Origin of the sequence: Nocardia sp. NPDC058518 (assembly GCF_042719655.1) — a bacterium.
Classification (GTDB): domain Bacteria; phylum Actinomycetota; class Actinomycetes; order Mycobacteriales; family Mycobacteriaceae; genus Nocardia.
On record NZ_JBHXNJ010000006.1, the window covers coordinates 3875 to 21033 of the forward strand.

Genomic DNA, 17159 nt, shown 5'->3' on the forward strand with positions numbered 1-17159 from the left:
TCGAGGTGTTCTCCGACAGCCGCCCATACCCCCACGCGCCCCCCCCCCACCCCCCCGCCAGGGGGGGGGGGGGGCGCCGGGGGGGGGGGGGGGGGGGGCGGCCCCCCCCCCCCCCCCCCACCACTTTTTGGATAGCGGTCAGTGCACGGGTGCGCCTACGCCCTTGACCGCGCAGATGTGATTCATGTTCTCGTTGCCCCAGGCGCCGAGCAAGGCCAGGGCCGCGTTGAGTGACACCCCGCGGTCGGTGAGTGAGTACTCGACCTTCGGTGGCACCTGCGCGTAGACCTCGCGGCTGATGATGCCGTCGTGCTCCAGTTCGCGTAGCTGCTGGATCAGCATCTTCTCGGTCACGCCGGGGACCAGGCGTTTCAGGTCGCCGAACCGTTGGGTGCCGGTGGACAGGGCCCACAGGATCAGCGCTTTCCACTTGCCGCCGACGACGTCGAGCGCGGCATCGATGCCGCAGGAATATGGCCGGTCTCGCTGCTTCATGGCTGCCTTACTGACTTTTTGGTTGGTATTGCACTTTAGAGTCGGTACTTGTCGATTGTAGCGCAAAAGGTGACTCTTGAGAGGCGTTGCCGACCGGCAGCGAAGAGCTTCGGCACAAGGGAAACAATGACCAACCAGACTGCAGCACAGCGTATTTCGGTGATCGGCCTCGGTGCGATGGGCGCCGCGCTGGCGAAGGCACTCTTGGCCGGCGGCCACGAGGTGACGGTCTGGAACCGCACCTCGGCGCGGGCCGAGCCGCTGGTGGCCGACGGCGCGAAGGTCGCTGCCAACTCCGCCGAGGCGATGGCGGCGGGGGACCTGGTGATCCTATGCGTGCTCGACGATGCCGCGGTGCGCGAGCACCTCGAGCCCGCCGCCGCACACGTGCGCGGGAAAGTAGTGGTGAACTTGACCACCACCACGCCCGAGCAGGCGCGCTCGCTGGGTCGCTGGGCCGAAACCGAGCAGGTCGCGTTGATCGACGGCGGCATCATGGCGGTGCCCGAGATGATCGGCGGGCCTGCGGCTTTCGTGCTCTACAGCGGTGCGACCGCCGGATTCGAGCGATTCCGCCCGGTGCTGGAGTCGTTCGGTCGCGCCGAATTCGTCGGCGAGGACCTCGGCGCCGCCGCCATGTACGACGTTTCGATCCTCGGTGGCATGTACGCCATGTTCGCCGCGTTCCGCCAGGGCGGCGCGATGGTCCGCTCCACCGGCGGTTCGGCCGCGCGCCTGGCCGAGTTGATGGGGCCCTTCCTTCAGGCGATGGCGGCCATGCTCGAGGGATATGCGCCGGGCATCGATAACCCGGCGGACTATGTGCAGCCGCAGAGCGACGAGTTCACCGCCGCCGCCATCGACCTGATCGACAAGTCAGCCGCTGAATCCGGCAACCCCACAGAGCTCTACGCAGTCCTGCGCGGTGGTCTCACCGGCCTGTGACCTGCCGCTGTATTCGGCTGGATCTGGAGCCGAGCGCGGACGTCGGGCCGCAGGCCCGATCGCGCGGTGACCGGCGAGGGTCGCCGCGTGATCGGGTCGGCGGTATCGGAGCGGGCGGTTCAGGCGTCGACCAGATCAGCGGCCAGCAAGTCGTCGACGAAGCCCTCGGCTTTCGCGTCGAAGGCGGCGTAGTGGGTGGTCCGCGCGTCCCCGCTGATCGCCTCGCCGATCACGAGATTGCCTTCGGCGTCGAGACTTTGGGGCTGCTCCTCGGCATCGGGCAGCAGGCCGACGCGGGAGTCGGCGAAACCGCTGTAGTAGGCCAAGCCCTCGTTGAGCTGGGCCTCCAGCAGCTGCTGCATGCCGGGGATGATCGCGTCATCGGCTGTCGCTCCGGCCAATCCGAGCCACAGGATGCGCTTGCCCGCCAGGCGAGGCTTGCTGCGGCCGTAGGCGAAACCGTAGTTCCAGACCGCATCGATCCAGCCCTTGAGCAGGGCGGGCACGCTCTGCCAATAGACCGGGAACACCACGACCACGACGTCGGCGGCCAGCATCCGCCGCATGTGCGCCTCGGCGGTGGGGGAGTAGACCTTGTCGCGATTGCCCCACTCGGGCTGGTCGGCCACGGTCATCCGCGGGTCGAAATTCTCGGCCTGCAGATCGAGGAAATCGATGGCGTATCCGGCGGCAGTGAGCCGTGCGACGGCCCGGCCCGCGACATGGGCCGACAGCGAGTCGGCGCGATGGTGGCCGAGAACGACGAGCGCGGTCGGCGCGGCGCGGTCGGCATCGCGCACCGCATCGGTGGGCACCGTGGTGGTGATCAGTTCGGCGGAATCGGTCGTGGTGGCGGCTGACTGCGACACGGTGAGCTCCTGTTCGATCGTGGTGCGGGCTGTTCGGCCCGGTCCATTGAGTCAACCGCGAATCAGATGGACGATCTATGGTTGATCATCTCTACTCGATAGGAATTCGTCTACGCTGGTGGCGTGGATCCATTGAGTTCGTTGCTGAGTGGCATTCGTGCCGAGGGGTCGATCGTGGCCCATGCCGTGCTGCGCCCGCCGTGGACGATTCGCTTCGCCGACCGCGCGCCGCTGATCATGGTGACGGTATTGCGTGGCGGGGGCACGCTGGTGCTCCCCGACGGGTCACGCAGTTGCCTGGTCGCCGGTGACACCGCGCTGGTACAGGCGACGCAACCGTTCCACCTGGCCGACACCGCCGCCGCGCTCGACCGGCCGCACGCGCGCTACGAGCTGTCCTGTTTCGTGCCGGACGGCTTCGGGCCCGCCGATATCAGTTGCGCGACACCGGAACTGATCGAGACGCCGTCCCCGACCGGGGCGCCCGAGGAGACTTCGCTCCTCGTCGGCGCCTACCGGGCATCAGGGCGCCGTCACGAACGTCTGCTGCGGGCACTACCGCCGGTGATGGTCGTCCACGAAGACGCGCAGATGTGCTTATGGCTGGAGCGATCCGCCGCCGACGCCGTCCGGCTGAGCGCCGGCTCGCAGGCGCTGATGGACCGGCTGCTGGATTGGGCGTTGGTCTGCACGCTGCGCAGCTGGCTCGCCGAACAGCAACACTGCGCCCCCGCCTGGTACCGGGGGATGGCCGATCCGGTGGTCGGCCCGGCGCTGGCGGCCATCCACGACAGGCCGTTCGACCACTGGACCGTGGCGAGCCTGGCCACCGAGGCGGCGGTCTCGCGCGCCCTGTTCGCCCGGCGGTTCACCGAGGTGATGGGCGAACCACCGCTGGCCTACCTCACGGAATGGCGCATGGCCGAGGCCGAGGAACTGCTCGCCGATCCCGCGCGCAGCGTCGCGCAGGTGGCAACGACCGTCGGCTATTCCGACGCGTTCGGTTTCAGTGCCGCGTTCAAGCGGTTGCGCGGCACCAGCCCGACCGAGTTCCGGGTGGGGCTCAGCTCCTCGGCGTGACCAGGACCAGGGGGATCTCGCGGGTGGTCTTGGTCTGGTAGTCGGCGTAGCCCTTGTAGGCCGCGATGACCCGAGGCCACAGCGTCGCGCGCTCGTCGGGGGTCGCGACGTGGGCCGTCATCGGGCGCTCGGGACCGTTGCGCAACGACACCTCGACGTTCGGGTTGTCGCGCAGGTTCAGGAACCAGGCGGGGTGGGTGGGGTCGCCGCCGCGCGAGGCGACGATGACGATGGTGTCGCCGTCGATCACCGGTGCGGTCAGCATGACCTTGCGCGGATCGCCGGATTTGCGGCCGATCGTGGTGAGTTGCAGGGACGGCATCCCGAAGAACGAGTTGCCGACACGGCCGCCGGTCACCGTGAGCAGCGTGCGGTGGAGTGTGTTCATGATCTTCAGCTGCAGGTCGCTGGGCATAGCTGAAATCTACCCCGATCTCACTGCAGCTGATCGGTGAGGCGGGCGAGGAAGGGCCGCTGGCCTTTGCCGAGCTTTTCCGCCGCGGTGGTGGGGTCGAACCAGGCGGCCCGGTCGATCTCGGGAAATTCCGCGAGCCGCCCCGACCGGGGCGGCCACTCCATCTCGAATGTTCCCGGCACGACGTCGGCCGGGTCGAGATCGCCCTCGACCGCCCACACGGTGAGGAACTTGCGCTTGGTCCCGCTGCGATAACTCACCTCGCCGAGCGCGATCCACTCGCCCTCGGGCGCGGGCAGCCCGAGCTCCTCGGTGAACTCCCGCCGGGCGGCATCGCGCGCTGACTCCTCCTCGGACACATACTCGCCCTTGGGAATCGACCACGCCGAAGCGTCCTTCTTCGCCCACAGCGGCCCACCCATGTGCCCGAGCAGCACCTCGATCCCGGCCTCGCCCCGGCGGTACACCAGCACGCCCGCGCTGAATACGTCCGTCATCCGAGCGAGTCTGCCAGGTGCGAGCTTCAGTTCGCGTCGCCGACGCGCAGGCGAGCGGCGCGCAGCAGCAGGTAGTCACGTTCCGGCACGCTGGCCGTTTGCGTTGCGGCGCGGCGATATTCGGCGATAGCCGCAGTCTGCTCACCCGCCATCTCGTGGAGGTGCCCGCGGACGGCTGCGAGGCGATGCGAGCGCGACAGTGGTTCGGCGACACTGTCGGCTACCGCAAGGCCCGCGGCCGGTCCGTGCACCATCGCGGTGGCGACGGCACGGTTGAGGGTGATCATCGGGTTGGGGGTCGAGCGTTCGATCATGGTGTAGAGCACCAGTATTCGCGGCCAGTCGGTGTCTTCGGGGCGCCGGGCCTCGGCGTGCAGTCCGGCGATGGCGGCCTGCATCTGATACGGCCCCGTCAGTCCGGCGGGCAGGGTCGCGGTGAGCAGGCGCAGGCCCTCGGTGATCTGGGGGCGGTCCCACCGCGAGCGGTCCTGTTCGGTGAGGGGGATCAGTTCGCCGTGCGGTCCGGAGCGGGCGGCGCGGCGGGCGTCGGTGAGCAGCATCAGCGCGAGAAGGCCGGTGACCTCGGTGTTTTCGGGGAGCAGTGTGCGCAGGGCGCGGGTGAGCCGGATCGCCTCGGCCGACAGATCCCCGCGCCGCAACCCCGCCCCCGAACTGCTGGTGTGCCCCTCGGTGAAGATCACGTACAGCACCTGCAGCACGGCGCTCACCCGGGTGCTGTCGTGCGCGCCGTCGGCGAAGGGCCGATCCGATTCGGCCAGGCGCTTCTTCGCCCGCGAGATACGTTGTCCCATGGTCGATTCCGGCACCAGGAACGCCGCGGCGATCTCGGCGGTACTGAGGCCACCAACGGCCCGCAGCGTCAGGGCAACGGCCCCGGCAGGCGGCAAGTCGGGATGACAGCACAGGAAATACATGTCGAGGGTGTCATCGCGGTCCACCGCCTCGGCGGGCACATCCCGCACGAAAACCGTTGTTTCCCTGCGTCGTCGCGCCACTTCGGCCCGCACGGCGTCGGCCATCCGCCGCTGCGCGACCTGGATCAGCCAGCCACGCGGATTGTCCGGCAGCCCCTCGTGACGCCACTGGGTCGATGCCGCGAGCAGGGCGTCCTGCACCGAGTCCTCGGCGAGGTCGAAATCGCCGAAGCGGCGGACCAATACGCCGAGGACCTGCGGCGAAAGTTCACGCAGCAGGTCCTCGATGCGCGGTAGCGTCTCGGTCACGCGACGTCGGGCGCGCTCATGATCTGACGCACCTCGATGTACTCACCGATCGGCTTGCCGCCGGGGCCGGGCGCCGCGGAGGCCTGCGCGGCGATCTCGACCGCGCGCTCGACCGAATCGACATCGACCACCCAGAAACCGGCCAGGAACTCCTTGGTCTCCGGAAAAGGCCCGTCCGTCACGACCGGTGCCGAGCGGCCGTCGGAGCACACGATCACCGCCTGATCGGGTGCGGCCAGGCCCTGGGCGTCGACGAGTTCGCCCGCGGCGGCGAGCTGCTCACCCAGTGCCCGCTGGAAGTCGATGTGGGCGGCGATGTCCTCGGGTGCCCACTCCGGCAGTGGGATGTCGCAGTAGGCGGTCTCGGAATAGGTCTTGACCAGCATGAATTTCATGATTCGGCTCCTGCTCGCTGCGCCCTTGTGGCGCGTTCGACGGTTGGTCGGAGCCGGTGAGCGGTCTTCGACACAATCACTACTGTGAACTGGATCACAATGGAATGCTCGTGTCCGTCAGCCGGTCGGGGTCGACGGGTGCCTCCGAGAGGATCAGCTCCTTGATCCGCTCGGTCACGTCCCAGACATTGACGTTCATCCCCGCGCGCACCTTGTTCTGCTGGTCGAGCCAGAACGCGACGAACTCGCGTTCGCCGAGATCGCCACGCACCACCACCCGCACGTCGTCGCCGCGCCCGACATAGCCCGTGTACTCCATCCCGACGTCGTACTGATCACTGAAGAAGTAGGGAAGCCGGTCGTAGACAGCGGCTTTGCCGAGCATCGTCTTCGCGGCGACGGCGGGCTGATTCAGCGCGGTCGCCCAGTGCTCGATGCGGATCGGCCGGTGCAACAGCGGGTGCTCCTGCTCGGCGATGTCACCCACCGCGACCACATCGGGGTTGCTGGTGCACAACGCCGCGTCCACCACCACGCCGCCGTCGACCGCAAGGCCTGCCGCGGTCGCCGCCTCGATATTGGGCTGCGCGCCCACCGCCACCAGCACCGCCTGTGCCGGGACAACGGTGCCGTCGCCGAGCTGCACACCGGTCGCCTCGCCCTCGTCGGTGAGGATCGCGTCGACGGAGGTGCTCGTGCGCAGGTCGACGCCGTGCGCGCGATGCAGATCGGCGTAGAAGCTGCCCATCTCGGGACCGAGCACAGTGAACAGCGGCAGCTCGGCCGTCTCGATCACCGTCACCTCGACACCCTTGGCCCGAGCCTGCGCGGCGACCTCGAGACCGATCCACCCCGCCCCGATGATGACCAGGCGACGGTCCGTGCCCAGGATCTCGAGCAGCGCGTTCGAATCGCCGATGGTGCGCAGTGTGTAGACGTTCGGGGCATCGGCGCCGGGGATGTCGAGCGTGCGGGCTCGCGAACCGGTGGCCAGGGCCAGCTTGTCGTAGTCGAGCGTGGAACCGTCGGGCAGCGTCACGGTCTTGGCGACCGGATCGAACGCGGTCGCGGTGGTGCCCAGCCGCAGGTCGACGTGGTGATCGCGGTACCAGGCGGCCGAGTCGACGGTGAAATCGGGCAGTTGCTGGGTGCCCGCCAGATGCTGTTTGGACAGTGGCGGGCGCTCATACGGCAGCTCTTCTTCGGCGGCCAGCAGGGTAACGCGACCGTCGAAATCGTTGGCGCGTAAGGCTTCGGCGATTTTCGCTCCGCCCAGACCTCCACCGATGACGACGAAATGCTGATTCGAGCTCATGAACGGACCCCTTCTCGCGGACGACCCGGACTCCTCGCAACCCGAGCTTAGTGCGCGTTTTCGCCCACGGGAACGATTCCGGCGGCGATGCGGTTGCACCAGTCGGTGGGGCGACCCGACCCGCCGCAGCTGACCCGAGAGGAACCCATCGTGAGCGAACAGGCCACCAAGGATGTCGCCGATTTCTGGTTCGACCCGCTGTGCCCGTGGTGCTGGATCACCTCCCGGTGGATCCTGGAAGTCGAGAAGGTGCGCGATATCGACGCGCGCTTCCACGTGATGAGCCTGTCGGTGCTCAACGAGGGCAAAGACGACCTGCCGGAACGCTATGTCGACATGATGGCCGCCGCGTGGGGCCCGGTTCGGGTCGTCACCGCCGCTGGTGAGAAGTACGGCGACGACATCCTGTCGCCGCTCTACACCGCGATGGGTACCCGCATCCACGACCGCAGGGCCGAGTACGAGCGCGAGACGCTGCAGGAGACCTTCGACGCGGTCATCGCCGACGCGCTCGCCGAGCTGGACCTGCCCGCCGAACTCGCGCAGGCCGCCACCAGCACCGACTACGACGAGGTGCTGCGGGCGAGCCATCACGCGGGCATGGACAAGGTCGGCCCCGACGTGGGCACGCCGACCATCCACGTGAACGGGACCGCGTTCTTCGGGCCGGTGCTCTCGCGCATCCCGCGCGGTGAGGACGCGGGCCGGGTGTGGGACGGCGTGGTCGCGCTGGCCTCGTACCCGCACTTCTTCGAGCTCAAGCGCACCCGCACCGAGGACCCGGTCTTCGACTGATCGCCGGAGGTGGGGGTGCCGGTATCGGCACCCCCACCGATCAGACCGGCTTCGGCGGCAGCGCGGGCGGCGCCGAATTGAGCGGATAACCGCCTTGCGGCGGGATCATGCCGGGATGCGGTGCGCTCGGTCGCCAGAACATCGGGCCCGGCCTGCTGCGGTCACGCAGCGCCCACATCCGCCAGGTGAGCACCGGATGGCTGGCCATCGCGTTGACCAGCCAGATGAAACCGCCCCGCTCGAGCACGGCCCGATCGGCCATCTCGTCGACACCGACATCGGTATTGAGGTACTTGCCCGCGGCGAGAGTCGCCATCGCGGTGGCCGCGCCGGGCGGCCGGTAGCAGAAGCCGTGATTGTCGGCGGTGTACTCCTGGGCGCGGATCAGCGACGACCCGATCACCGGCAACCACGGCGCCACGAACATGCCGAGCTGGCGCCAATATGACACGTGACCTGCCGCGATATGGCCGACTTCATGGCCGATGATGAACGCGAGCCCGTCCGGTTCGCGTGCGGCGCCGCCGATCTCGAACAGGTCGCTGTAGACCACGACGAACCGGCGGAACCCGTGCCCGGAGGCGAAGGCGTTGATCTGGCCGTTGCCCAGGATCACATACGCGTCCGGTGCCTTGCGCATCCCGAATCGCGCCGCCGCTTCCTGCACCATCCGGAACCCCTCGGGGAACTGGGTGGGCGACATCTTCACGCCGTTCGCGCGCTGGGTCGCGTAGTTCAGACCACGACCGGCCCACAGCAGCACCGGCGCGAACAACAGCAGCAGCACATACGGACTGGTGACGATCGAACCGGTTTGCTCCACGCCCTTCTCGTCGACGACGGGATCGGTGAACAGTTCGACCGTCATGAGCAGCAGCGCCAGCAGATAGGCGACCGCGGTGATCATGATGACCACGATCAGCAGCGGGATCTCCCACGGGTGCCGGGCCGGGCGATCCCACGGCATCAGGCCGCGCGGCCGGAGCTGCGGCGGTGCGGGCGGACCGCTCGGCGGGTAGTAGCCGGGAGCGAGGGGCGGATACGGGCCGGTCGGCGGCTGCGCGTGGCTGCTCTGGGCGGGGAAACCGCCGGTCCGTGGATCGGGTTGGGCCCACGGCGACGGTGGCGCGGTGTTCTTGTCCAGCGACGGTGTTCGGTCGGGCTGCTGGCCGGTGTGCTCCGGCGGGGAACCTGCCGAATGCGGGGAATGCGGTTCGTGCGGGTGCATGAAACGACTCTAAGCGGGCCTGCGACAATCGCAGCCATGCGCGTTTACCTGGGTGCCGACCATGCCGGTTTCGAACTGAAGAATCACGTCAAGGCCCATCTGCAGGCGGCCGGACACGAGGTCGTCGATTGTGGCGCCCTCGAATACGACGCCCTCGACGACTACCCCGCCTTCTGCATCGAGGCGGCGCGGCGCACCGTCGCCGATCCGGGCTCGCTGGGCCTGGTCTTCGGTGGCAGTGGCAACGGTGAGCAGATCGCCGCCAACAAGGTCCCCGGCGCCCGCTGCGCCCTGGCCTGGAGCGTCGAAACCGCCAAGCTGGCCCGCGAACACAACAACGCCCAGCTGATCGGCATCGGCGGCCGCATGCACTCCACCGAGGAAGCGCTGGCCATCGTCGACGCGTTCCTCGCGCAGGCCTGGTCGGAAGAACCGCGCCACCAGCGCCGCATCGACATCCTGTCCGACTACGAGAAGTCGGGCGAAGCCCCCGCGGTCCCCGCCTACTGAGTAGTGCCTGAAGGACATACCCTCCACCGGATCGCCGATCTGCATCAGCAGCGGTTTTCCGGTGGGGTGGTGCGGGTTTCGAGTCCGCAGGGCCGGTTCACCGAGGGTGCCGCGCTGGTGGACGGGCAGGTGTTCGAGCGGGCCGAGGCCTATGGGAAGCATCTGCTGCATCACTACGCGTCCGGGTTGACGGTGCATGTGCATCTCGGGTTGTACGGCACCTTCAGCGAGGTCGAGTTGCCGATGGCGGCGCCGGTCGGGCAAGTGCGGATGCGAATGCTCGGTGCCGCAACGGATTTCGGCACCGATCTGCGCGGGCCGACGGCGTGTGAAGTGCTGATACCACCCGAAGTGGACGCACTCACCGCGCGCCTCGGCGCCGACCCGTTACGCGCCGATGCCGACCACGAACGGGCGGGTGCGCGAATCCGCCGCTCCCGCAGGGCGATCGGCGCACTGCTGATGGATCAGGCCCTGATCGCCGGCGTCGGCAATGTCTACCGCGCGGAAGTCCTTTTCCGCCACGGCATCTCGCCCTTCCGCCCCGGCACCTCGATCACCGCCCCCGAATGGGACGCCCTCTGGGCCGACCTGGTCGATCTCATGCCGATCGGCGTCACCACCGGCCGCATGCACGTGGTCCGCCCCGAACACGACACCGGCGCACCGTCGTACAACAAGGACCGCCCCCGCACCTACGTCTACCGCCGCCAGGGCGAACCGTGCCGAGTCTGCGCGACCCCCATCGCGTACAAGATCATGGAAGGCCGGAACCTCTTCTGGTGCCCCACCTGCCAGCCCGAATAGAAGTCGGCTGAGCCGGACCGCGAAGTGCAGGCTTCGCGATCCGACTCAGCCGGCGACCGCCGTTCCCAGTTCGGGGTCGCCCGATTCAGCGAGCGCGAAACGCCGCCCGCCCGCCGATTTCGCCGAGTACATCGCGCGGTCGGCGCGACGCAACAGGTCGGTGAAATCGCACGTCTTTCCCGGTGGGCAGAAAGCGGTGCCCACACTGGCCGAAACCGGTACGGGGCCCGCGCTCGACCACACCGGGTCGCGCAGTGCGGCGACCACGCGGTGTGCCAGCTCGCCGAGGGTGTCGCGGCGCGGGTTCGCCGCGACCACGAACTCGTCGCCGCCGTATCGGCAGATCACCGTGTCGGGCGGGCACACCTCACGCAAGCGGTTGGCCAGTTCGACCAGTACCTCGTCGCCGATCGCGTGTCCGTAGCCGTCGTTGATCTGTTTGAAGCGGTCCAGGTCCACCACCAGCACACCGACACCGCGGCTCGGGTCGGCGGCGAACGCGCGTACCCGTTCTTGCAGCAGTGTGCGGTTCGCGAGATCGGTGAGTGCGTCGTGGGTCGCCTCGTGGCGCAAGCGGTGCTGCAGCGCGGCGATCTCCTGAACGCGCAGTGACACTTTCGCCGAGATGTTCTGTTCCTGTTGCGCCAGAGCGCGTTCCTGGAGTGCCTGTGCGTAGCTGTCGATGGCCTGGCTGGCCACCAGCGGCCAGCGGGTCGCCACCAGCGAACCCGGGACCCCCGAGGGGAAGCCGAGCAGCCAGCGACTGGCATGGGCCAGCATTCTGGTGCGTTCGAAGGGCGCCTCGGCCAATCGCGCGCCGAGCTTGCGCGCCTGTGGCACCGGGAACGGTTCGGTCCGAGCCAGGTGCAGCAGCCGCTCGACGATCTCGACGAGCACCGGCTCCAACTGGTGCGGCGCCGTGGACGAGCCCGGTTCGGCGCATACCGCGCGGGCCCAGGCGCGGGCCATCGCGGCTACCGGTGGCTCGATGTGGGTCATCGATATCACCGGCGGTAGGTGGCGACGGTCTTGCCACCTCGATCATTCGCACTGCTACGCGGTTGGGTCCACCGAGTTCGGCACACGCTCACCGCCCCCTTTCCAGATACCCCCGTCCGGCAAAAAGGATCCTAGCAAGCCACCCGAGACCGAAAAGTCACGTTCTGGAACGTGTTCTCTAGGTCTCTCGCGAATGGCGATCGGCTATGACATCGCTGCAGCGTCTCCGGCGTTACACAATTTCCCGAAAAAGTTTCGGGAGCCGAAACGTGCAGCGTGATGCCCTCCGCTGGGCGGTGGACGTTGCGTCGCCATGGGTCCCTCCTGGCACGGGATGCGAGTCGTGACGATATGGCAGTAGCCGTCACGCGCACTCTCATGGTGGCCTACTCGCCGCCCACGTGCCAGGTTTTTAAGGAAAATTCTCCTGTTTAATCCCCCGCTGGAGCTGGCGCCGGTCCCCGTGAGCGCACCAACCATCGTCGCTGGGAGGGCGATTCGGGGCTAGGGTCATTAGGCCCTAATCGGGCATGGCGATGGTTGGTCGCGTGGGGAGTTGGGTACACCGCCGGCCGGGGCGCATCAATCGGGCAGGCAGGGGCCGGATTGGCATTTTTCGCGCGGGGTTCGGTACAGTCATGGCGCACACGACATCGTGGCGATCCCATCGATGTCGTATGCCTGCGGGTGTAGTTCAATGGTAGAACCTCAGCCTTCCAAGCTGATGGTGCGGGTTCGATTCCCGTCACCCGCTCAAACATGTATTGCCTCGACGGTGCTCTCGCCGGTGAGGTATCGGGGTGTAGCGCAGCTTGGTAGCGCATCCGCTTTGGGAGCGGAGGGTCGCAGGTTCAAATCCTGTCACCCCGACCATCACCATTCGCCCAGCTACAGGCCTGTAGGAGACGGATGTCCACGCAACGCAAGGTCGCGATCGTCACCGGAGCCGCCCGTGGCATCGGCGCCGCGGTTGCGGTCAAGCTCGCTTCCGACGGATATGCCGTCGCTGTGCTCGATCTCGACGAAGCCGCCTGCTCGGGCACCGTCGCAAATGTCAAAGCCGCCGGGGGCGAAGCTCTCGCGGTCGGTGCCGATGTGGCCGATGAAGCGGCCGTCGCCGCCGCGGTGGAGCGGATCGCCACCGTGCTCGGCGCGCCGACCGTGCTGGTCAACAACGCGGGCGTGCTGCGCGACAACCTGCTGTTCAAGATGTCGGTGAACGACTGGGACACTGTCATGAACGTGCACCTGCGCGGTGCCTTCCTGATGACCCGCGCCGTGCAGAAGTACATGGTCGAGGCGAAGTTCGGTCGCATCGTCAACCTGTCGAGCACCTCGGCACTGGGCAACCGCGGCCAGGCCAACTACTCCGCGGCCAAGGCGGGCATGCAGGGCTTCACCAAGACCCTCGCCTTCGAGCTCGGCAGATTCGGCGTCACCGCCAACGCGATCGCCCCCGGCTTCATCGAAACCGAGATGACCGCCGCGACGGCCGCCCGTGTCGGCGTCGACTTCGAGTCGTTCAAAGCGGCTGCCGCGGCACAGATCCCGGTCAACCGGGTCGGCACGCCCGACGACATCGCCAACACCGCCTCGTTCTTCGCGAGCGAGGGTGCCGGCTTCGTGTCGGGCCAGGTCATCTATGTGGCGGGCGGCCCGAAGGACTGAAAGTCGCCTCAGGCGCAGCCGAACCGGAAGTCCGCCCGTGCTTCGGTGCCCGCTGCCACGGTGACGCGCACCGGCTCCGTGACGGCCAACCCGCAGCCGCCGGGCACGGTCACCACCTTCGCCTCGTAACAGCCCACCGGCAGCGCCACCGTGGCCCGCCCGTCGGCCCCGCTCACCAGCGTGGCGACCACCTGCTTCGCATCGCACGGCGTGACCTCGATATCGGCCCGATTCACCGGAATCGGCTCCCGTCCGGTGAACGCCCACGCCGTCAGCGACCCCGTCCCCCCGGGTGCCGGATCGGCGCTCGCGACACCGCAGACCATGAGCGGAGCGAGTACGGACAGTGCGAGAAATGTAGCGCGCATGAACCTCTCCTCGTCGATGAGTCGGGTCGTCCGCTGCTGATGGTAGGCCTAGCACCCGTCAGGCGGTCGGGGTGATGCCCGCGCGTTCGCTCCAGATCTGTTCGGCGGGGACCGAGATCGTCGTCAGCTCGGGGTAGCGCAGGGCGGAGAGGGTGCCGCCGAAGACGGCGCCGGTGTCGAGGCAGAGGGTGTTGTTGACCCAGGTGAGGGTGGGGACCGGGGTGTGGCCGTAGAGGACGGTGGGGGTGCCTCGGTAGTCCTTGGCCCAGTCGTAGCGGATGGGGTAGCCGTGCTGGTCGAGCTCGCCGGTGGGTGCGCCGTAGAGGGCGAAGGAGCGGGCGCGGCCGGAGGTGCTGCCGTGCAGGCTTTCCGGCAGACCGGCGTGGGCCACGACGAGCTTGCCGCGGTCGAGGAGGTAATGGCTGGGCAGGTCGCGCAGGAATGTGTGTGCGGCGGTGCGGAATTCGAGGTCTTCGTCGGCCAGCTGGGACAGCGACTCTTCGAGGCCGTGCGCGATGCGGACGTTGCGGCCGTCGAGGGCGCGCATCAGCTTGTGGTCGTGGTTGCCGGTGACGCACAGGGCGGTTTTCGCCGCCACCATCCCCATCGCCAGGCGTAGCACCCCGGGGGTGTCGGGTCCCCGGTCGACGAGGTCGCCGACGAAGACCACCGTGCGACGCTCGGGGTGAGCGGCACCGATCGCGCGGCCACGGTCGTCGCGGTCGAGGGCGTAGCCGAGTTCGCCGAGCAGGGTCTCCAGTTCGCTGCGGCAACCGTGGACATCGCCGATCACGTCGAACGGTCCGGTCAGGTCGCGGCGGTCGCGGGGGAGGAGGTCGGTGCGGCGGGATTCGGTCATATTCCTTTCATCGTCGTGCAGGGCGGGCCCGCGCCGCAACTGCGTTACCCCACGGTGGGGATCGCCGAGTCCGGCCAGACCCAATTCGCGACGACCGGGATGTCCTCGCCCTGCTCGCGGGTCCAGCGGCGCGCGATCAACCGGGCGTCGACGATCTCCTGGCGCAGGCCCGCCGCCCGCTCACACAGGCCCGGAACACGGTCGATCACATCGAGCACCAGATGGAAACGGTCGAGATCGTTGAGCATCACCATGTCGAAGGGCGTGGTGGTGGTGCCCTTCTCCTTATAACCGCGCACGTGCAGGTTCGCGTGATTAGTGCGGCGGTAGGTGAGCCGGTGCACCAGCCACGGGTAGCCGTGGAAGGCGAAGATCACCGGACGGTCGGTGGTGAACAGGGCGTCGAACTCGGCATCGGGCAGGCCGTGCGGGTGTTCGCCCGCGGGCAGCATGCGCATCAGGTCGACGACATTGATGAACCGAATCCGTAAGTCCGGCAGTCGATCTCGCAGGATAGCCACCGCGGCCAGGGTTTCCAGGGTCGGCACGTCGCCCGCGCAGCCGAGCACGACATCGGGCGTGGTGCCTGGGTCGTCGTTGTGACATGCCCACTCCCAGATCCCGAGCCCACGGGTGCAGTGCAGCGCCGCCTCCTCCGCTGTCAGCCAGTCCGGTCCTGGCTGTTTGCCTGCCACGACCACATTGGCGTAGTGCAGCGACCGCAGGCAGTGGTCGTAGGTCGACAGCAGGGTATTGGCATCCGGCGGCAGATACACGCGCACGATATCGGGGCTCTTGTTCGCCACCACATCGAGGAAACCGGGATCCTGATGGGTGAACCCGTTGTGGTCCTGACGCCACACATGCGAGGTGAGCAGATAGTTCAGGCTGGCGATCTTGCGCCGCCACGGCACCTTCAGGCTGGCATCGAGCCACTTGGCGTGCTGATTGAACATGGCGTCGACGATGTGGATGAATGCCTCGTAGCAGGTGAAGACGCCGTGGCGGCCGGTCAGCAGGTATCCCTCGAGCAAGCCTTCGCACATGTGCTCGGACAGCACTTCGACCGCGCGACCGACCGTCGACAGATCCACATCCCAGCGACCGACTTCCTCCTGCCAGTCGCGCCCGGTCACCTCGAGAATGTCCTGCAACCGGTTGCTGACCAGTTCGTCGGGGGCGAAGGTGAGGAAATTGTGCCGATTGCGGGCGGTGACATCGCGCAGCCAGCTGCCGAGAATCTCGGTCGCCTCGTGCCGGCCCGCGCCGGGCGCAACGACATCCACGCAGTAGTCGCGCCAATCGGGCAGGTCGAGATCGCGAATCAGCAAGCCGCCGTTCGCGACCGGATTCAGGCTCATCGGATACGCGGGGACCTGTTCCAGCAGGGCGGGCACCGGCGAGCCGTCCTGCTCGAACAACTCCTCCGGCCGATACGACCGCAACCACAGCTCCAGCACCCGACGGTGCTCGGGATCGGTGCGCGCGTTGGGCAGCGGCACCTGATGCGCGCGGAATGTGCCCTCGACCCGTTCGCCGTCGACCACCGGGGGACAGGTCCAGCCCTTCGGTGTGTGCATCACGATCATCGGCCAGCGGGGCCGTTTCATGTCACCGTCTTCGCGAGCGGCCCGCTGGAACTGCGCGATCCGGTCCACGCAGGTGTCCATCGCGGTAGCCATCGCCTGGTGGACCGGTGCGGGGTCGTTACCGGAGACGATCAGCGGTTCGTAGCCGTAGCCGCGCAGCAGTTCGACCAGTTCCTCCTCGGGGATGCGGGCGAAGATCGTCGGATTGGCGATCTTGTACTCGTTGAGCGCCAGGATCGGCACCACCGCGCCGTCGCGGCCCGCGTTGAGGAATTTGTTCGCGTGCCAGCTGCCCGCGAGGGGACCGGTCTCGGCCTCGCCGTCGCCGACCACGCAGAACACGATGAGATCGGGGTTGTCCAGGGCGGCGCCGTAGGCGTGCAGCAGGCAGTAGCCGAGCTCACCGCCCTCGTGGAACGACCCTGGCGTCTCCGGCGCGCAGTGACTCGGCACGCCGCCGGGGAAGGAGAACCGGTGGAAGAATCTGCGCATGCCGTCGATGTCGCGCGGGATGTCCGGCTCGAGTTCGGCGTAGGCGTCCTCGAGCCAAGCGCAGGCGTTGGGACCCGGTCCGCCGTGCCCGGGGCCGGCGACAAACACCGCGTTCAGCCCGCGATCCCGGATCACCCGGTTGGCATGAGCCCACACCAGATTCAGGCCGGGCACGGTGCCGAAGTGGCCGAGCAGACGCGGTTTGATGTCCTCGGGAAACAGCGGGGTGCGGAGCAGCGGATTGCTCATCAGGTAGATCTGGCCGACCGCGAGATAGTTCGACGCCCGCCACCACGCGTCGACCGCGACGAGCTCGGCGCGCGAGAGGGGACCGGGTGCGTCGGTGAGGACGTAGGGCGTCGGGGCGATGGTCTCGCCCTGACCGTCGCCCACGTTGTCCGCCGCGGTGTCGCCCAAGGTGTTCCCGATCATCGCGGACTCTCCTCGCACTCGGTGAGCTCACGGCGCCGTCCGCGCCGCGAGGGCCTGCACGGGCGCCGATCGGGGACCGGTGACACCCGGTGGAGAAACGCACCGCCGAGCCTACCGTCGTGCCGGTTCCCGACCGGGCAACGGCGGTCGATTACTC

Annotated in this window: 18 protein-coding genes and 2 tRNA genes; 8 read left to right on the forward strand and 12 right to left on the reverse strand. The window is 68.1% G+C overall.

Features of this window, described 5'->3' with window-relative positions:
• Positions 1–138: 138 nt before the first annotated feature.
• On the reverse strand, positions 139–495 hold the full coding sequence (locus ACFWPX_RS12695) for a winged helix-turn-helix transcriptional regulator (RefSeq protein ID WP_378927557.1): 357 nt from the start codon (positions 493–495) through the stop codon (positions 139–141).
• Positions 496–564: 69 nt separating this feature from the next.
• Between ACFWPX_RS12695 and ACFWPX_RS12700 the strand changes: the two genes are divergently transcribed.
• Complete coding sequence (locus ACFWPX_RS12700) at positions 565–1440, forward strand: NAD(P)-binding domain-containing protein (RefSeq protein ID WP_378927558.1); 876 nt, start codon at positions 565–567, stop codon at positions 1438–1440.
• 119 nt (positions 1441–1559) lie between these two features.
• On the opposite strand, the gene ACFWPX_RS12705 is transcribed toward ACFWPX_RS12700, so the two are convergent.
• Entirely contained in the window at positions 1560–2309 is a 750-nt protein-coding gene (locus ACFWPX_RS12705) for an NAD(P)H oxidoreductase (RefSeq protein WP_378927559.1), read from the reverse strand.
• Positions 2310–2432: 123 nt separating this feature from the next.
• On the opposite strand from ACFWPX_RS12705, the gene ACFWPX_RS12710 reads away from it, so the two are divergent.
• Entirely contained in the window at positions 2433–3389 is a 957-nt protein-coding gene (locus ACFWPX_RS12710) for an AraC family transcriptional regulator (protein WP_378918215.1), read from the forward strand.
• Here ACFWPX_RS12710 and ACFWPX_RS12715 read toward each other — a convergent pair.
• The 5 genes from ACFWPX_RS12715 to ACFWPX_RS12735 form a co-directional block, all read right to left on the reverse strand.
• A complete protein-coding gene (locus ACFWPX_RS12715) occupies positions 3373–3804 on the reverse strand; it encodes a nitroreductase family deazaflavin-dependent oxidoreductase (protein ID WP_378927560.1) in 432 nt (143 codons plus the stop codon). The genes ACFWPX_RS12710 and ACFWPX_RS12715 overlap by 17 nt on opposite strands.
• Positions 3805–3824: 20 nt before the next feature.
• Positions 3825–4301 (reverse strand): NUDIX domain-containing protein, encoded by a 477-nt coding sequence (locus ACFWPX_RS12720; RefSeq protein WP_378927561.1) that lies wholly within the window; start codon positions 4299–4301, stop codon positions 3825–3827.
• Positions 4302–4327: 26 nt separating this feature from the next.
• A complete protein-coding gene (locus ACFWPX_RS12725) occupies positions 4328–5545 on the reverse strand; it encodes an RNA polymerase sigma factor (protein ID WP_378927562.1) in 1218 nt (405 codons plus the stop codon).
• Entirely contained in the window at positions 5542–5940 is a 399-nt protein-coding gene (locus tag ACFWPX_RS12730) for a YciI family protein (RefSeq protein ID WP_378927563.1), read from the reverse strand. Before ACFWPX_RS12730 ends, ACFWPX_RS12725 begins: the two co-directional genes overlap by 4 nt.
• Positions 5941–6034: 94 nt before the next feature.
• A complete protein-coding gene (locus tag ACFWPX_RS12735) occupies positions 6035–7255 on the reverse strand; it encodes an NAD(P)/FAD-dependent oxidoreductase (RefSeq protein ID WP_378927564.1) in 1221 nt (406 codons plus the stop codon).
• 150 nt (positions 7256–7405) lie between these two features.
• Here ACFWPX_RS12735 and ACFWPX_RS12740 point away from each other — a divergent pair, with 150 nt between their 5' ends.
• Positions 7406–8050, forward strand: a complete 645-nt coding sequence (locus tag ACFWPX_RS12740; RefSeq protein ID WP_378927565.1) for a DsbA family protein — start codon at positions 7406–7408, stop codon at positions 8048–8050.
• A 40-nt stretch (positions 8051–8090) separates the two neighbouring features.
• Here the strand turns inward: ACFWPX_RS12740 and ACFWPX_RS12745 are convergent, their stop codons facing one another.
• Positions 8091–9017: a M48 family metallopeptidase gene (locus tag ACFWPX_RS12745; RefSeq protein ID WP_378927816.1), complete on the reverse strand. Its 927-nt coding sequence runs from the start codon at positions 9015–9017 to the stop codon at positions 8091–8093.
• A 297-nt stretch (positions 9018–9314) separates the two neighbouring features.
• On the opposite strand from ACFWPX_RS12745, the gene ACFWPX_RS12750 reads away from it, so the two are divergent.
• Both ACFWPX_RS12750 and ACFWPX_RS12755 read left to right on the forward strand, forming a co-directional pair.
• Positions 9315–9788 (forward strand): ribose-5-phosphate isomerase, encoded by a 474-nt coding sequence (locus ACFWPX_RS12750; RefSeq protein ID WP_378927566.1) that lies wholly within the window; start codon positions 9315–9317, stop codon positions 9786–9788.
• Between the two features lie 3 nt (positions 9789–9791).
• Positions 9792–10595, forward strand: a complete 804-nt coding sequence (locus ACFWPX_RS12755) for an Fpg/Nei family DNA glycosylase (RefSeq protein WP_378927567.1) — start codon at positions 9792–9794, stop codon at positions 10593–10595.
• 45 nt (positions 10596–10640) lie between these two features.
• Here ACFWPX_RS12755 and ACFWPX_RS12760 read toward each other — a convergent pair whose 3' ends face one another.
• On the reverse strand, positions 10641–11594 hold the full coding sequence (locus tag ACFWPX_RS12760; protein ID WP_378918201.1) for a diguanylate cyclase domain-containing protein: 954 nt from the start codon (positions 11592–11594) through the stop codon (positions 10641–10643).
• Positions 11595–12277: 683 nt separating this feature from the next.
• Between ACFWPX_RS12760 and ACFWPX_RS12765 the strand changes: the two genes are divergently transcribed.
• From ACFWPX_RS12765 to ACFWPX_RS12775, 3 genes are all read left to right on the forward strand, one after another.
• Positions 12278–12348: transfer RNA gene (locus tag ACFWPX_RS12765), tRNA-Gly, on the forward strand.
• Between the two features lie 42 nt (positions 12349–12390).
• Positions 12391–12467, forward strand: a tRNA-Pro gene (locus ACFWPX_RS12770).
• Positions 12468–12503: 36 nt separating this feature from the next.
• Positions 12504–13262, forward strand: coding sequence for an SDR family oxidoreductase (locus ACFWPX_RS12775; protein WP_378927568.1), 759 nt, complete (start codon positions 12504–12506; stop codon positions 13260–13262).
• 8 nt (positions 13263–13270) lie between these two features.
• On the opposite strand, the gene ACFWPX_RS12780 is transcribed toward ACFWPX_RS12775, so the two are convergent.
• Genes ACFWPX_RS12780 through ACFWPX_RS12790 form a run of 3 tightly spaced genes read right to left on the reverse strand, consistent with a single transcriptional unit; the run spans position 13271 to position 17002 of the window.
• The gene (locus ACFWPX_RS12780; protein WP_378927569.1) at positions 13271–13630 is read right to left on the reverse strand and encodes a hypothetical protein; all 360 of its coding nucleotides are present in this window, start codon (positions 13628–13630) and stop codon (positions 13271–13273) included.
• Positions 13631–13688: 58 nt separating this feature from the next.
• Positions 13689–14489 (reverse strand): metallophosphoesterase, encoded by an 801-nt coding sequence (locus ACFWPX_RS12785; protein ID WP_378927570.1) that lies wholly within the window; start codon positions 14487–14489, stop codon positions 13689–13691.
• Between the two features lie 44 nt (positions 14490–14533).
• Positions 14534–17002: a phosphoketolase gene (locus ACFWPX_RS12790; protein ID WP_378927571.1), complete on the reverse strand. Its 2469-nt coding sequence runs from the start codon at positions 17000–17002 to the stop codon at positions 14534–14536.
• Positions 17003–17159: the final 157 nt, after the last annotated feature.

Excerpts from the sequence above, each read along its gene's own strand:
- ACFWPX_RS12695 (WP_378927557.1), bottom strand. The coding sequence starts at position 495 with ATGAAGCAGCGAGACCGGCCATATTCCTGCGGCATCGATGCCGCGCTC.
- ACFWPX_RS12715 (WP_378927560.1), bottom strand. The coding sequence starts at position 3,804 with ATGCCCAGCGACCTGCAGCTGAAGATCATGAACACACTCCACCGCACG.
- ACFWPX_RS12720 (WP_378927561.1), bottom strand. The coding sequence starts at position 4,301 with ATGACGGACGTATTCAGCGCGGGCGTGCTGGTGTACCGCCGGGGCGAG.
- ACFWPX_RS12730 (WP_378927563.1), bottom strand. The coding sequence starts at position 5,940 with ATGAAATTCATGCTGGTCAAGACCTATTCCGAGACCGCCTACTGCGAC.
- ACFWPX_RS12735 (WP_378927564.1), bottom strand. The coding sequence starts at position 7,255 with ATGAGCTCGAATCAGCATTTCGTCGTCATCGGTGGAGGTCTGGGCGGA.
- ACFWPX_RS12745 (WP_378927816.1), bottom strand. The coding sequence starts at position 9,017 with ATGCCGTGGGATCGCCCGGCCCGGCACCCGTGGGAGATCCCGCTGCTG.
- ACFWPX_RS12750 (WP_378927566.1), top strand. The coding sequence starts at position 9,315 with ATGCGCGTTTACCTGGGTGCCGACCATGCCGGTTTCGAACTGAAGAAT.
- ACFWPX_RS12760 (WP_378918201.1), bottom strand. The coding sequence starts at position 11,594 with ATGACCCACATCGAGCCACCGGTAGCCGCGATGGCCCGCGCCTGGGCC.
- ACFWPX_RS12775 (WP_378927568.1), top strand. The coding sequence starts at position 12,504 with ATGTCCACGCAACGCAAGGTCGCGATCGTCACCGGAGCCGCCCGTGGC.
- ACFWPX_RS12780 (WP_378927569.1), bottom strand. The coding sequence starts at position 13,630 with ATGCGCGCTACATTTCTCGCACTGTCCGTACTCGCTCCGCTCATGGTC.
- ACFWPX_RS12785 (WP_378927570.1), bottom strand. The coding sequence starts at position 14,489 with ATGACCGAATCCCGCCGCACCGACCTCCTCCCCCGCGACCGCCGCGAC.
- ACFWPX_RS12790 (WP_378927571.1), bottom strand. The coding sequence starts at position 17,002 with ATGATCGGGAACACCTTGGGCGACACCGCGGCGGACAACGTGGGCGAC.